Annotated in this window: 14 protein-coding genes; 7 read left to right on the top strand and 7 right to left on the bottom strand. The window is 31.8% G+C overall.

Translation table 11 applies throughout. The features are described from left to right. Position 1: 1 nt before the first annotated feature. The 5 genes from BT151_RS13205 to mraZ form a co-directional block, all read right to left on the bottom strand. Positions 2-1,465, bottom strand: a complete 1,464-nt coding sequence (locus BT151_RS13205) for a UDP-N-acetylmuramoyl-L-alanyl-D-glutamate--2,6-diaminopimelate ligase (protein ID WP_072402816.1) — start codon at positions 1,463-1,465, stop codon at positions 2-4. Continuing rightward, on the bottom strand, positions 1,462-3,423 hold the full coding sequence (locus BT151_RS13200; RefSeq protein WP_072402815.1) for a penicillin-binding protein: 1,962 nt from the start codon (positions 3,421-3,423) through the stop codon (positions 1,462-1,464). Before BT151_RS13200 ends, BT151_RS13205 begins: the two co-directional genes overlap by 4 nt. 63 nt (positions 3,424-3,486) lie before the next feature. After that, positions 3,487-3,804 carry an FtsL-like putative cell division protein gene (locus BT151_RS13195; protein ID WP_072402814.1) on the bottom strand — a complete coding sequence of 106 codons (318 nt, stop codon included), beginning with the start codon at positions 3,802-3,804 and terminating at the stop codon, positions 3,487-3,489. Continuing rightward, entirely contained in the window at positions 3,805-4,701 is an 897-nt protein-coding gene (rsmH, locus tag BT151_RS13190) for a 16S rRNA (cytosine(1402)-N(4))-methyltransferase RsmH (protein WP_072403166.1), read from the bottom strand. Then, positions 4,688-5,158 (bottom strand): division/cell wall cluster transcriptional repressor MraZ, encoded by a 471-nt coding sequence (mraZ, locus tag BT151_RS13185; RefSeq protein ID WP_072402813.1) that lies wholly within the window; start codon positions 5,156-5,158, stop codon positions 4,688-4,690. The genes rsmH and mraZ overlap by 14 nt, the downstream gene beginning before the upstream one ends. A 361-nt stretch (positions 5,159-5,519) precedes the next feature. Here mraZ and BT151_RS13180 point away from each other — a divergent pair, with 361 nt between their 5' ends. The 4 genes from BT151_RS13180 (at position 5,520) to BT151_RS13165 (ending at position 8,582) form a co-directional block, all read left to right on the top strand. Then, positions 5,520-6,284: an alpha/beta fold hydrolase gene (locus BT151_RS13180; RefSeq protein WP_072402812.1), complete on the top strand. Its 765-nt coding sequence runs from the start codon at positions 5,520-5,522 to the stop codon at positions 6,282-6,284. A 51-nt stretch (positions 6,285-6,335) separates the two neighbouring features. Then, on the top strand, positions 6,336-6,947 hold the full coding sequence (gene yihA, locus BT151_RS13175; RefSeq protein WP_072402811.1) for a ribosome biogenesis GTP-binding protein YihA/YsxC: 612 nt from the start codon (positions 6,336-6,338) through the stop codon (positions 6,945-6,947). 216 nt (positions 6,948-7,163) lie between these two features. Then, on the top strand, positions 7,164-7,919 hold the full coding sequence (locus BT151_RS13170; RefSeq protein WP_072402810.1) for a DJ-1/PfpI family protein: 756 nt from the start codon (positions 7,164-7,166) through the stop codon (positions 7,917-7,919). 207 nt (positions 7,920-8,126) lie between these two features. After that, positions 8,127-8,582, top strand: coding sequence for a DUF305 domain-containing protein (locus tag BT151_RS13165; RefSeq protein WP_072402809.1), 456 nt, complete (start codon positions 8,127-8,129; stop codon positions 8,580-8,582). Here the strand turns inward: BT151_RS13165 and BT151_RS13160 are convergent. Together BT151_RS13160 and BT151_RS13155 are read right to left on the bottom strand one after the other, a co-directional pair. Further along, positions 8,579-9,673, bottom strand: a complete 1,095-nt coding sequence (locus BT151_RS13160) for an ABC transporter permease (protein WP_072402808.1) — start codon at positions 9,671-9,673, stop codon at positions 8,579-8,581. The two genes, BT151_RS13165 and BT151_RS13160, sit on opposite strands and share 4 nt — an antisense overlap. A gap of 8 nt (positions 9,674-9,681) precedes the next feature. Continuing rightward, on the bottom strand, positions 9,682-11,820 hold the full coding sequence (locus tag BT151_RS13155) for a carboxy terminal-processing peptidase (protein WP_072403165.1): 2,139 nt from the start codon (positions 11,818-11,820) through the stop codon (positions 9,682-9,684). Between the two features lie 178 nt (positions 11,821-11,998). On the opposite strand from BT151_RS13155, the gene surE reads away from it, so the two are divergent. From surE to lpxB, 3 genes are read left to right on the top strand one after another with little or no spacing between them, the layout of a single operon-like run. Further along, positions 11,999-12,775, top strand: a complete 777-nt coding sequence (gene surE, locus BT151_RS13150; RefSeq protein ID WP_072403164.1) for a 5'/3'-nucleotidase SurE — start codon at positions 11,999-12,001, stop codon at positions 12,773-12,775. Next, the gene (locus BT151_RS13145; protein WP_072402807.1) at positions 12,768-13,052 is read left to right on the top strand and encodes a hypothetical protein; all 285 of its coding nucleotides are present in this window, start codon (positions 12,768-12,770) and stop codon (positions 13,050-13,052) included. Before surE ends, BT151_RS13145 begins: the two co-directional genes overlap by 8 nt. 3 nt (positions 13,053-13,055) lie before the next feature. Continuing rightward, positions 13,056-14,168, top strand: coding sequence for a lipid-A-disaccharide synthase (gene lpxB, locus BT151_RS13140; RefSeq protein WP_072402806.1), 1,113 nt, complete (start codon positions 13,056-13,058; stop codon positions 14,166-14,168). Positions 14,169-14,176: the final 8 nt, after the last annotated feature.

Genomic DNA, 14,176 nt, shown 5'->3' with positions numbered 1-14,176 from the left:
ATTATTTTTGTAATTGATTTAAAACTTCTTGCACTATTTTATAATCATCAAAATCAAAGCGTTCACCTTTAATTTCTTGATATGTTTCATGTCCCTTTCCTGCTATTAAAATAATGTCGTTTGGTTGCGCCATTTGACAAGCTGCTTTGATAGCCTGTTTTCTATCTGAAATAGTAAGCGCTTTTTTATAGTTTTGAGGCTCAACTCCTTTTTCTATATCTTTTAAAATAGCTTCCGGGTCTTCACTTCTAGGATTATCACTTGTAAAAATTACTTTTGTACTTAAAGCTGTTGCAATATGTCCCATTTTTGGACGCTTTGTTTTGTCTCTATCACCTCCACAACCAACAACCGTAATAAGTTCTTCGTTTTTAGTACGAATGCTATTAATAGTTTCTAATACATTTTTTAAAGCATCCGGTGTATGTGCATAATCAACAATAGCTGTGATTTTCTCATTAGAAATAATATACTGAAATCGCCCACTTACACTTTCTAAATCGCTTATTAAACGAAGGACTTCAACTTTTTCAAGTCCTAATAATTCCGCAGTAGCATAAATAGCTAATACATTGTAAGCATTAAAATTCCCTATAAGCCTAGTCCAAACTTCGCTATTATTCACTTTAAGCAATAAACCACCAAACTGATTTTCTAAAATTTGAGATTTATAATCGGCATACTGTTTTAAGGCGTAAGTATATTTTCTAGCTCTGGTGTTTTGCAACATCACTAAGCCATTCTTGTCGTCTATATTTACTAGCGCAAAAGCTTTTGGAGAAAGCTCGTCAAAGAACTTCTTTTTTACATCTCTATATTCTGCGAAAGTGCTGTGATAATCTAAATGATCGTGAGATAAGTTTGTAAAAATACCACCTTCAAAATGCAAGCCTTCTGTTCTATGCTGATGAATACCGTGTGAACTCACTTCCATAAAACAAAACTCTACTCCTACAGCATTCATTTCGTTTAAATATCTATTAATAGTTAATGAATCTGGTGTTGTATGTGTTGCTTTATATTCAATATTATCAACCATAATTTTTACTGTTGATAATAACCCAACTTTGTAACCTGCTTTTTTAAATAGTTGATAAAGTAAACTAGCAACTGTAGTTTTACCATTAGTTCCCGTAACCCCAACAAGTCTTAAATTCTCTGATGGTGTATTGTAATAATTTGAGGCAATAATTGCTAGTGCTTTACTAGAATCATCTACCTCTATATAGGTAATTTCTTCAACTAGATTATCCGGCAATGTTTCACAAACAACACTTGATGCTCCATTATTTATAGCAACATCAATAAACTTATGTCCGTCTGAAACTGTTCCTTTTATAGCCACAAACAAATCGCCTTTTTTAATTTTTCTGGAATCAAAATCTATAGCATTAACACCTACACTTGTGCTACCAACAACTGCGTTTATAGTTACTTTATATAATATGTCTTTTAATCCTATCATGAAGCTGTTAAAACTACTGTTTGCTTACTCTTTAACTTTGTGTTTTTATCTACAGATTGTGATTTTATAACACCATTACCCTGTAACTTTACCTTAACATCAATCTGCATGTTTTCTAAAAGCACTACAGCGTCCATAGCTGGAATTCCAACTAAATTTGGCATGATGGTTTTATACTTTTGAGCAGTTTCATAAAAGCTTTGGTATTCATTTTCAATAGAAGTTTCACTAATATTTAGTGTTTCTATTTCATCTACAATTGGTGTATCGATAAATATTTTTTGAGCTACTTTTTTAAATACTGGGCCAGAAACATCAGCGCCATAATACCCAACACTTTTATCTGGCTCGTGAATAACTACAATACAAGAATATTTAGGGTTTTCTGCTGGAAAATATCCTGCAAATGATGATATATAATTCAGCTTTTCTTTATTTCTATAATCCTTTTGACAAGTTCCTGTTTTCCCTGCCATTGAAAAATTTTCAGAATACAAACGATGCCCTGTTCCATACTCCTTCTCTACTACATTTTTAAGAAGCTGCTTTAGTTTTGAAATGGTTTCCTTTGAGCAAATTTGCTTATTGATAACCTCTTCCTTAAAAGGCTCCACAATTCTATCAAATTCTTTTACTTCTTTTAAAAACCTTGGCTTTACCATAACACCATCATTTGCTACAGCATTATAAAAAGTCAATGTTTGTAGCGGTGTAAATGAAACTCCATAACCATAAGCCATCCACTGTAAAGCAATACCACTCCAGCGTCCGTTTTTAATTCTAGGATCTGGAATAATTGGTTTTGGCTCTCCTATAATTGGTAAGTTTAAATCGTTATTAAGGTTCATTTCATAAAGCCTATCTACAAACTTTTCAGGCTGATTTCTATAAGCTTGATCAATCGCTTTTACTATACCTGTATTAGATGATATTTCAAAAGCTTTAGACACTGTTATTTTACCGTAGCCTCCATGTTTAGAATCTCGAACTTTTTTCCCGTAGAAACTCAAAATACCATTTTCAGTATCAACCACATCACTGGTATCAACTAATTTATCTTCAAAAGCAGCTGCCAATGCCATTAACTTAAATGTAGAACCCGATTCATGGCTTTCACCAACAGCATAATTTAAGCGCTCATAATAGTAACCGTTTTTATTTCGTCCTAAATTAGAAATTGCGCGAATTTCACCTGTTTTAGTTTCCATAACCACAACACAACCGTGGTCTGCTTTATATTTTTCCAATTGTTCCAAAAGCGCATGATGTGCTATATCTTGAATATTTACATCAATAGTGGTGTAAACATCATAACCATCTTGTGGCTCAACTTCATTAGCATCACTCAAGGGTTTCCACTGCCCTTTTCCTATTTGTTGTTTTTTTCTTTTCCCATCAACACCACGTAAATATTTCACTCCAAAGGCACCATCAATTCCAGCACGAGTCACATTTCCTTTTTCATCAAAACGCTCATAACCAATAGAACGTTGCGCAATCCCACCCATTGGATGTTCACGTTTAGTAGTTTGCTCCACAATTAAGCCACCTTTAAAAGCACCAAGCTTTAACAATGGAAAATTTCTTAATCGTATATAATCTGAGTACCCAATATTTCTAGCTAATAGATAATACCTGTTTTTATTAGCACGAGCTTTTCTTATTTCTTTCTCAAGCTTATTTGAAGATTTACCTGAATATTTTGAAAGCGAATCACACAAAGGTTTTACATATTCCTCAAAAGTTTTTAAAGACGGCGCTAACGCATCTATACGAATATCATATTTAGGAATTGAAGTTGCTAATAAATTACCATTTACAGAATATACATTACCTCTATTTGCTGGTATAATAACATCTTTAACAACACGCTCTGTAGCTAGCGCCCTGTATTTATCACCTTGCAAAAACTGAATGCTTAGCAATTTAAAAACCACAGCAATCCCGAAGATGAACATACATCCTGCTATAAAATACAATCGGTTTAATATGCCTTTCTCGTTTACTGCCAAGGTTAGACTTTATTTTTGGGTTTTTACTTTTATTTTTTTGGGCGGAATAACCGATGATGTTATTCCTTTTTCCCTCATGACTTCTACTACTGCCGACTCCATTTTTAGCTCCATGAGCTTGGATCGACCATCAACAAATGCGGATCGCATTTCTTTTACTTCATTTTTTAATCGTGCTATTTCGTATACTTTTTGATCTGCACTATGCGAACTCGCAATCATACCAATTGCCAATACTGAAATAAACAGAATAAACCTCCAATTCTTAAAAGAGTCATCACTAACTAAAAACGTTCCTTTTAATATGTTATAGATGCTTTCCTTCATTTACAATTTTTCAGCTATTCTTAATTTGGCACTTCTAGCTCTGCTATTAATTCTTATTTCTTCTTTTGATGGCACTATTAAACCATTTACTTTTTTTAATGGCACCTCAAAATTCCCATACATATCGCGCTCTGGTTCTCCTTCAAACATGCCATTTCTTATAAAACGTTTCACCAATCTATCTTCCAATGAGTGATAGGATATAAAACTCAACCTACCACCTTTCTCTAAAAGTTCTGGTGTTTGCTGCAAAAACTCTTTTAAAGCTTCAATTTCTTGATTCACCTCTATTCTAATAGCTTGATAAATCTGAGCCAACACTTTATTTTCATGACGCGGCGGCAAAAACTTCCCTAAAACAGTTTTTAATTGTTCGCTAGTAATTATTGGATCCGTTTTTCTATGCTCAACAATTAATCTTGCCATAGCTGGAGCAGCACGCAACTCACCATACTGTAAAAACACTTGCTTTAATTGCTCTTCCTCATATTCATTAACAACATGAAAAGCAGATATTTTATTCTCTTGATTCATTCGCATATCCAAATCCGCTTCAAAACGTGTTGAAAAACCGCGTTCAGCTACATCAAATTGATGTGAAGACACACCAAAGTCAGCCAAAATACCATCAACCTTTTTCACACCATGAAATCTCAAAAAACGTTTTATGTGTCTAAAATTTTCATTTATTAGCGTAAACCGAGGATCACCTAAAGTGTTCTCAAGAGCATCTAAATCTTGATCAAAAGCAAAAAGTCTTCCCTTATCACCAAGGCGTTTTAATATTTCCTTACTATGTCCACCGCCACCAAAAGTCACATCTACATAAACACCATTTGGGTTTATATCTAAACCATCAACAGTTTCTTTTAATAATACTGGATTATGATATTCCATTGTCATCATCGTCTTGTCCCATTACTTCTTCAGCTAAATCTGCAAAATCTACAGTAGCATCATCAATAACTTGTTCGTATAAATCTTTATCCCAAATCTCAATAATGTTTATAGCTGATGCCACCACTATGTTTTTTGAAATATTTGCAAAAACAGTTAAATCTTTAGGAATCAATAAACGTCCGTTTACATCAACCTCAATCATTTTTGCACCAGCGGTAAATCTTCTAATAAAATCGTTGTTTTTCTTCTTAAACTTGTTAAGCTTATTCATTTTTTGCATGAGTATCTGCCACTCACTCATTGGATACAACTCTAAACATTTTTGAAAAACCGAACGACGCAATACAAAACCATCTTGCAACACTGATGCTAATTGTTTTTTGATCGCAGCAGGCATCATTAATCTGCCTTTTGCATCAACTTTACAATCGTATGTTCCTGTAATTAAGTCCAAAGCGGGTTTTTGAAATTTAAATGTTTCAGATTCAAATATATTGAAAATTTTACCACTTTATACCACTTTATACCACTTTGTTAATAAATTTCCACCCAAAAAGCCTTTATAATTGATTTTGAACAGCTAAAATTGGCGGTATCACTTAAAATCAACAGGTTACACTAAAAAAATAAAAATAGTTTTGTTGTTAACATTTTTGTTTATAAACTATAATTATAGAATCAGGTTTTATGCGGAATCAAAACTTATTTGGAATACTCAAAATATAGTTTTTAGAAAGTTTTTTTCAATTAATTAAAACCATTGTAATATGAATGAAATAACTATATTTGTTTTTAAAGCAATGACCAACTAATTAATGGCGCATAGATTAAAAAAAGAAGGAAATTACAGTTATATTGAAGCAGGTGAAGGCACTCCAATTATTGTTTTGCATGGCCTTATGGGAGGCTTAAGTAATTTTAGTGGAGTATCAGATTTTTTTAGCGAAAAAGGCTATAAAATCATTATTCCAGAATTACCAATTTACAGCATGTCTTTACTTAAAACAAATGTAAAAAGCTTCGCAAAATACTTACACGATTTTATACTTTTTAAAGGTTATAAAGAAGTTATTTTATTGGGAAATTCTTTAGGCGGACATATTGGTTTATACCACACAAAATTATATCCCGAAACAGTAAAAGCATTAATTATTACAGGGAGTTCTGGGCTTTACGAAAGTGCTATGGGCGGCGGCTATACCAAACGTAGCGATTATGAAGTTATTAAAAAGAAAGCCCAAGATGTTTTTTACGACCCTGATGTTGCAACCAAAGAAATTGTTGATGAAGTTTATGAAACCGTAAACGACCGTAATAAACTTATTAAAACATTAGCAATTGCCAAAAGCGCTATTAGACATAATATGGCTAAAGATTTACCTCATATGGATGTGCCAACTTGTATTATTTGGGGTAAAAACGACACTGTAACACCTCCAGAAGTTGCCGAAGAATTTAATGAACTTTTACCAGATTCTGATTTGTTTTGGATTGACAAATGTGGTCATGCAGCTATGATGGAGCATCCAAAAGAGTTTAATAACATATTAGATACTTGGTTACAAAAAAGAGAACTTTAACTAATTATTATTTATAGTTTCTAAAAACAATCACAATTAAAGTTAATATAGATGCATATTAAATCTGCCGAATTTGTTATGAGCAACTCCGATGTTGCAAAATGTCCTAAAAGTAGGTTGCCAGAGTATGCTTTTATTGGTAGAAGTAACGTTGGCAAGTCATCACTTATTAATATGCTAACAAGCCGAAAAAGCTTAGCAAAAACATCTGGCAGACCAGGAAAAACTCAGCTTATAAACCATTTTTTAATTAATAAAAATTGGCATTTGGTAGATTTACCTGGTTATGGGTATGCTCGTGTTTCAAAAAGCTCAAAAAAGGTATTTCAAAAATTCATAACCCAATATTTTGGCTTACGCGAACAGCTTGTTACTGCCTTTGTTTTGGTTGATATTAGACATAAACCACAACCAATAGATTTAGAATTTATGCAATTGTTAGGAGAAAATGGCGTACCGTTTTCTATTATTTTCACAAAAGCCGATAAACTAAAACCTAAAGCTATTGAAAACCATGTTGAGGATTACAAAAGCTCTCTTTTGGAAACTTGGGAAAACATGCCTAATTACTTTATCACCTCGTCATCTAAAGATATTGGGAAAGACGATGTATTAAATTATATTGATGAATTAAATGAGAATATGGAGTTAGATTCTAACTAATTAACCTACGCATTCATTAATAATTCTGTGAAAAATATGTTGTTGAGCCCAACAAATTAAATGCTAGCATAGACTCTTTTCAAAAGACAAATAACTGAAGATAACTGCTTGTACTGCTTATTAATTCCGACTTTCATACTGGAAATTATTCGCACATAAACCAACAACTATTCTTATATTAAACATTAGCAAACAATAATAGAAAACTATACTAAAATGAAAAAATTTGGAGCTCTAATAACAATCATTTTTTTAACTATTTTGATTAGTTGTAACTCAAATAAGTCAAAAACCACGACAGATAACCAGCCTACTACACAAAACGAAAAGAAAACCGACACGCTTACAAAACACCTAAAACCTTTCAAAAAGGAATTGCCAACAATTGGTCTTTTAATGTATAATGGTGTTCTGCAAAGCGAAGTTATTGCAACATCTGATGTTTTCTCAAAACCTACAGAAGATGGAAAGCAGCTTTTTAATGTTATTTCAATTGCTGAAACAAATAGCCCAATAACAACCGAAGAAGGAATGCAATTTGTTCCTGATTATACATTTGAAAACTGCCCGAAATTAACAGCTTTGTTTGTACCAAGTGCATACGACATGTACGCACAAGTACACAACGAAAAAATTGTGAATTTTATTAAAGAGAAAAATAATGAAACAAAATATGTTGTGAGCAATTGTGCAGGAGCTCAATTAATTGGTGAATCTGGAATTGCTGACGGCCATAAAATTGTAACTTGGATTGGTGGTGGAGAACAATTACAAAAGGACTATCCTAATCTAAAAGTACAAGACGATAATTTAGTGACTTTTATTGAAGACGGAAAATTCAGTTCATCAAATGGAAATTTAGCAAGCTACATTTCAGCCTTAAATTTATTAGAAAAAATGACTAGCCCTGAACATAGAAAATTTGTAGAAAGTTATTTATATCTCGATCGTCTTCAAAATTGGAAAAATTAGTTTGAAATAATTAATACTGATTACGATAACACTAAGGACAGAACAAAGAAAAAGCTAGCTTATAATATCATTTAAAAATAATTTCATAATTTAGAGTTAATCAATAACCGTTGCATTTTCATCTACAACTTTCTTTTAATAAATCTTCTGGAATTTTAATAAAGAAGAAACTGAAACACATTGTTTGCAACAAAAACTCTTATAAAAATGAAAAAATCAAATTATACCACGTTTATTCTAATGCTAATTTGCTCTGCAATTTCTATGTATATAACCATGTATTTTAACACCTTTGAATTTAGTCACATATTTTTTAGCTGGACTAGAATGTATATGACTTTTATAGGCGTTAGCGGAATGGCTATTATTATGTTTTTATTTATGAAAAAAATGTATAGCAATAAAACAAAAAATGTTGCTATAATTTTAGGCAGTCTTTTATTAATGGCTGTTTCTACTTACTTAGTTAGATACCAAATACCAATAAACGATGTTAGGTGGATGAAAGCCATGATACCCCATCATTCCATCGCAATATTAACTAGTAATCGTGCCGATTTGAAAGATCCTGAAGTAAAAGAACTAGCAAATCAAATTATTGAAGCACAAAAAAAAGAAATAGAAGAGATGAAAAAAATGATTGAAAGATTAGAAGAAAATTAATTCTTCACATCTAAAGCATCACGTAAGGCATTACCAATTAGCATAAATGCCATAACCAAACTCATAATACAAAGCCCAGGAATAATTGCCAAATAAGGTTTACCTAAAATAATATAATTATAATGGTCTTTTATCATGGCTCCCCAACTAGCCATTGGTGGTTGTGCACCTATGCCTAAAAAACTAAGTCCGCTTTCTATTAAAATGGCCCCAGCAAAATTAGCTGCCGATATTACAATAACAGGCGCCATAATATTTGGTAAAATATGTTTAGTTATAATTCTAAAATCATTAAAACCTAAGGCTCTTGCCGCAGTTACATATTGCATTTCTTTTACACTAATTATTTGTCCGCGCACTACTCTAGCAACCTCAACCCACATAGTTAAACCTACTGCTATAAACACTTGCCAAAACCCTTTGCCTAAAGCTAATGTTATGGCAATAACTAATAAAAGAGTTGGAATAGACCATGTAACATTTATAACCCACATAATAACAGCATCTACTTTACCTCCAAAATAACCAGCGACACTTCCCATAAATACGCCTATAATTAATGAAATAAAAACAGCCACAAAACCAATAAAAAATGATATCCTAGCACCAACAAAAACTCGACTTAATAAATCGCGACCATATTTATCAGTGCCAAAAAGAAAGGTTTTTTCTTTTATAAAGTCTTGAACCAAATTATTAGGAAATGTATTTATGTTAATCGACTTTTCTGCACCTTCCAAACCATCTGAAGCATATTCTTTATAAGCTAAAACCTTTTCTTTAACTTTATATTCTTTAATTGGAACTTCTGTATCTGTATTTTTTTTTCCAAAAAATAACTTATCAAAAACACTTTGCTTTGTTTCTAATTGTGATGGTACAGTAAGCATCATCACTTTAAATCCTGGTTTTTTGGAGTGAATTGCCAAATGCATTTGGTTGGCATACTGCGAATTATCAGGGGCAAAAACGTACGCGAATACAGAAATCAAACCAACTAATACAATATAATAGAAACTGAAAACGCCCCAAAAATTCTTTTTAAATTTTTGGAGCGCTAACTGTTTTAATGAGTTTGATTTATGACTCATAAATACATTTATTTTTTTACTGTTGAAGCTATTTTTTTAACAGGATATGACATTTTCAAATCTTCTAATACATTTAGAGCTTCTTCAATATAAATATCTTGGCTTAAACTTTCATGCCAACGCTCACGTTTTTCTTTCAAATCGGTAGTATCACTTGCTATAAGTGATTTTTCATAACTTGTAGATTCGAACGTTAGGTTTGTTTTGTAGTTTAAGATAGCATCAAATCGTTTTGATTCTTCTTCATTTGACTCATTTTTTTCTTTATATTTTTTATAGTTTAAAGAAAAAACTGTTTCATCAATTTTACTTTTTAACCATTTTGCATTTTCTTCAATAAGCTTCATCTGCTCATTATTACTCATACGCCCTTCACTTTTTTTAATGGTAGCATCATAATCAAAATAGTTTTCCCATGGTGTATATGCAGCTGCATCAATTTCATCCCATGGCAATGGATTTGCTTTATCTTTCTCCCCAACATCAATATAACTAAAGCGACCAGGAACTTTCACATCACTTTTAACACCTTCTAACTGAACAGATCCTCCATTAATTCTATAATACTTTTGCGTGGTTAATGCTATAGCTCCTAAATCTCCACTTGTATTACTTCTTAGCATATTATTGAGATCCATAACACGTTGAACTGTACCTTTACCATACGTTTGCTTGCTACCAATTACAATTGCACGCTTATAATCCTGCATTGCTGCCGCCATAATTTCTGAGGCAGATGCTGAAAGTTCGTTAACTAAAATCACCAAAGGCCCATCCCAAGAAATAGACTTATCATGGTCTTTTAAAACTTCTTTAGCTTCACCAGTAGAACGCACTTGCACAATAGGACCATCTTTAATAAATAAACCAGCCATATCAACTACCGTAGGCAAAGAACCACCGCCATTATTACGTAAATCCAGCACTAAACCTTCCATTCCTTCTGCTTTTAAACGCTCAATTTCTTTCTTTACATCTGTAGCAGCATTTATGTTTTTATAATCTTGAAAATCGACATAAAAAGCTGGTAAATTTATAACTCCAAACTTTTTATCATCTTTTTCAACAATTGATGATTTCGCATAAGTATCAAACACTTCTATAATATCTCTAGTAATAGTAATATCTTTAATAGTACCATCAACTTTTTTAACCGTTAAGGTTACTTTAGTTCCTTTTGGACCTTTAATATATTTTATAGCATCATTAATACGCATACCTACAATATCTACAGGTACTTCCTCATCTTCTTGCTTTACTTTTAAAATAATATCTTCAACCTCAAGCTCTTCACTTCTCCAAGCTGGACCACCAGAAATAAGTTCTACTATTTTAATATAGTCCATTCTTTTTTGTAATCTAGCACCAATTCCTTCTAACTTACCAGACATACGCTCATCAAAATCTTCTTTACTTTTTGGCGCTAAGTAATATGTATGTGGATCAAATTCTTCTACAATAGTGTTTACATAAATTGCAAACCAATCTTCACGTTGTTGATCATCTATAAAATCTTCAAAATAAATATTCAATGATTTTAAAGTAGACTCACGCGCTTCTTTTTCAATTTGCGCATCGGTTTTCATAACATAAGACTCCTCTTTTGCCTTAGCCAATTTTTCAGTCTCATATAAATCATCATAGTTCGAAAGTGTTGAAAACTTAAGTTGTTGTCTCCAGCGTTCTTTCATTTGCTTTTTGTTTTTAGCAAACTCACTATTCTCATAATTAGTATCAAAATACTCTTCTTTTGTATAATCAAAAGGTTCAGATAACACTTCTTTATAAATTACTTTTGCCTCTTCTATACGTTTTAACATACGCTCATTTACAACGTTAAAAAAAGTAATATCTGTTGCTTTAAGTTGATCGTCTATAGTTAATTTGAATTTCTCAAAATCCTTATAGTCAGATTCATAAAAGTATCTTTTAACAGGATCTATAATTCCTATATAATCTTTAAATAAATCTTCAGAAAAAACATCATCAAAAGCAATAGGATCAAAATGTCCTTGTTCAAGCACAAATGTTATTATTTGTATTAATAATTTATCTTTATCTGGATTATCGAATTTCTTCGTTGTAAAACTACATGACGCAAATGCTAGAAGCAGCACTAACGACAGAACTTTATAATTCCTTTTCATAATATTTTTCATCAATTAATATTTAATAGCCTAAAAAAAAGCACGACATAATTTCTACTAAAATAAAGAAAAAACCATGCCAATAAAGTCAAATGCTACTAATTTTTTGTTAAAGCATTCAATTTAGCAGTTTCCTGACTAAATTATGTATTTTAGCGATGTTATTTCAAGAATAAACATGACAAAGAAACCTCTTATATTAGTTACTAATGATGACGGAATTAACGCACCGGGTATCAGGACTTTAATTAGTGTTATGAATACCCTTGGCGATGTAGTTGTTGTCGCACCAGACAGTCCACAAAGTGGCATGGGACATGCTATTACATTAAATTCTACACTTTATGCTGAACAAGTTTTTGTTAATGATGGGCCGCAAAAAGAATATAGTTGTTCTGGCACACCTGCAGATTGCGTAAAGCTAGCTATTAGAGAAATTCTAGACAGAAAGCCCGACCTTTGTGTTTCTGGTATTAATCACGGCTCAAACTCATCCATAAATGTTATTTATTCTGGGACTATGAGTGCTGCAGTAGAAGCTGGTATTGAAGGCATTCCTGCCATTGGTTTCTCTTTACTAGATTATACATGGAATGCTAATTTTGAAGCATCAAAATCCTTTGTTAAAACTATAGCAAAAAAGGTTTTAAAAGAAGGTTTACCAGATGGTATTGTTTTAAATGTAAATGTTCCTAATATTTTAAAAGAAAACATAAAAGGCATTAAAATTTCTAGACAAGCTAAAGCCAACTGGGTTGAAGAATTTGATAAACGAAAAAACCCACAAGGAAAAGATTATTATTGGCTTTCGGGTAAATTTGTTAATTTAGATGGTGGTGAAGATACCGATGAATGGGCTTTAGAAAATAATTATGTTTCGGTAGTACCAATACAATTTGATTTAACAGCGCACCATTTTATAAAAGAATTAAATACTTGGAATTTAAATGATTAAAAAAGACATTTTTATAGGCATGTTAGTTGGATTAATAGCTAATGCAATTGGTTTATTTTTAACTGCTACTTTATTAGGAAAAGGAGATGATTTCACAACCGTTATTAAAGCTGCTTCTAATGAAGGTTTTTTAGGAAAACTAATAAGCTTAGGAGCCATTTTAAACTTAATAGCTTTTTTTATTTTTATTAGAAAAAAACAAGATTACAGAGCAAGAGGCGTGTTATTAATTACTGTTTTTATTGCTGTTTTTACTTTTGTATTTAAACTTTTCTAAACAATGAAATATTACATTATTGCTGGCGAAGCATCAGGAGATTTACATGGCTCAAACCTAATGAAAGCATTGCAAAAAGTAGATGCAAATGCAAATATTAGATTTTGGGGTGGCGATCTTATGCAAGCTGTTGGCGGTAATTTAGTAAAACATTACAAAGAGCGTGCTTTTATGGGCTTTATTGAGGTAATCATGAATCTCTCAAAAATATTTAAAGACATTTCTTTTTGTAAAGAAGACATCAAAAAATTTAATCCAGATGTTATTGTTTTCATTGATAATTCAGGGTTTAATCTTCGCATCGCTAAATGGGCTAAACAAGAAGGTTTTAAGACCAATTATTATATTTCACCACAAGTTTGGGCTTCAAGAGCAAATAGAGTAAAGGCTATAAAACGCGATATTGATGCTATGTATGTTATTTTGCCTTTTGTAGAACCTTTTTATAAAAAGCATGGTTACGATGCTACTTTTGTTGGACACCCTTTAATTGACGCTATAGCTAATAGAGACCAAGTTGGTGAATTTAAATTTAGAGAAAAACATGAACTTAGTAGCAAACCTATAATTGCATTACTACCGGGAAGTAGAAAACAAGAAATCACCAAAATGCTTTCGGTAATGCTTAGTTTGGTTGACAACTATCCCGATTATCAATTTGTAATTGCAGGCGCACCTAGTCAAGATTATAGTTTTTATGAAACTTTTATAAAATCATATAATGTTAAATTTATTTCTAATAAAACGTATGATTTACTAAGTATTTCAACTGCAGCTTTGGTAACCTCTGGCACAGCAACTCTTGAAACTGCTTTATTTAAAGTACCACAAGTAGTTTGCTATAAAGGAAGCACTATTTCTTATCAAATAGCAAAACGCATCATTACTTTAAAGTTTATCTCATTGGTAAATTTAGTTATGGATAAAGAAGTAGTTACTGAGCTTATTCAAAATGATTTTAATAAAAAGAATCTCAAACTAGAATTAGACGCTATTTTGGATCCAAAAATACGCAAAAAAATATTTTTAGATTATTACGAATTAGAAAAGAAATTAGGCGGAAAAGGTGCTAGTGAAAAAACTGCTAACCTAATTTATAAATCTATTCAATCTTAATTTTTTAG

Origin of the sequence: Flaviramulus basaltis (assembly GCF_900114265.1) — a bacterium.
GTDB classification, from domain to species: domain Bacteria; phylum Bacteroidota; class Bacteroidia; order Flavobacteriales; family Flavobacteriaceae; genus Flaviramulus; species Flaviramulus basaltis.
This window is presented reverse-complemented; position numbering and strand designations above follow the sequence as displayed.

Coding starts and splice junctions, on each gene's coding strand:
- rsmH (WP_072403166.1), bottom strand. CDS start 4,701: ATGGAATATCATAATCCAGTATTATTAAAAGAAACTGTTGATGGTTTA.
- BT151_RS13165 (WP_072402809.1), top strand. CDS start 8,127: ATGAAAAAATCAAATTATACCACGTTTATTCTAATGCTAATTTGCTCT.
- BT151_RS13205 (WP_072402816.1), bottom strand. CDS start 1,465: ATGATAGGATTAAAAGACATATTATATAAAGTAACTATAAACGCAGTT.
- surE (WP_072403164.1), top strand. CDS start 11,999: ATGACAAAGAAACCTCTTATATTAGTTACTAATGATGACGGAATTAAC.
- BT151_RS13155 (WP_072403165.1), bottom strand. CDS start 11,820: ATGAAAAGGAATTATAAAGTTCTGTCGTTAGTGCTGCTTCTAGCATTT.
- BT151_RS13195 (WP_072402814.1), bottom strand. CDS start 3,804: ATGAAGGAAAGCATCTATAACATATTAAAAGGAACGTTTTTAGTTAGT.
- BT151_RS13160 (WP_072402808.1), bottom strand. CDS start 9,673: ATGAGTCATAAATCAAACTCATTAAAACAGTTAGCGCTCCAAAAATTT.
- BT151_RS13200 (WP_072402815.1), bottom strand. CDS start 3,423: ATGTTCATCTTCGGGATTGCTGTGGTTTTTAAATTGCTAAGCATTCAG.
- BT151_RS13145 (WP_072402807.1), top strand. CDS start 12,768: ATGATTAAAAAAGACATTTTTATAGGCATGTTAGTTGGATTAATAGCT.
- lpxB (WP_072402806.1), top strand. CDS start 13,056: ATGAAATATTACATTATTGCTGGCGAAGCATCAGGAGATTTACATGGC.
- BT151_RS13170 (WP_072402810.1), top strand. CDS start 7,164: ATGAAAAAATTTGGAGCTCTAATAACAATCATTTTTTTAACTATTTTG.
- BT151_RS13180 (WP_072402812.1), top strand. CDS start 5,520: ATGGCGCATAGATTAAAAAAAGAAGGAAATTACAGTTATATTGAAGCA.
- yihA (WP_072402811.1), top strand. CDS start 6,336: ATGCATATTAAATCTGCCGAATTTGTTATGAGCAACTCCGATGTTGCA.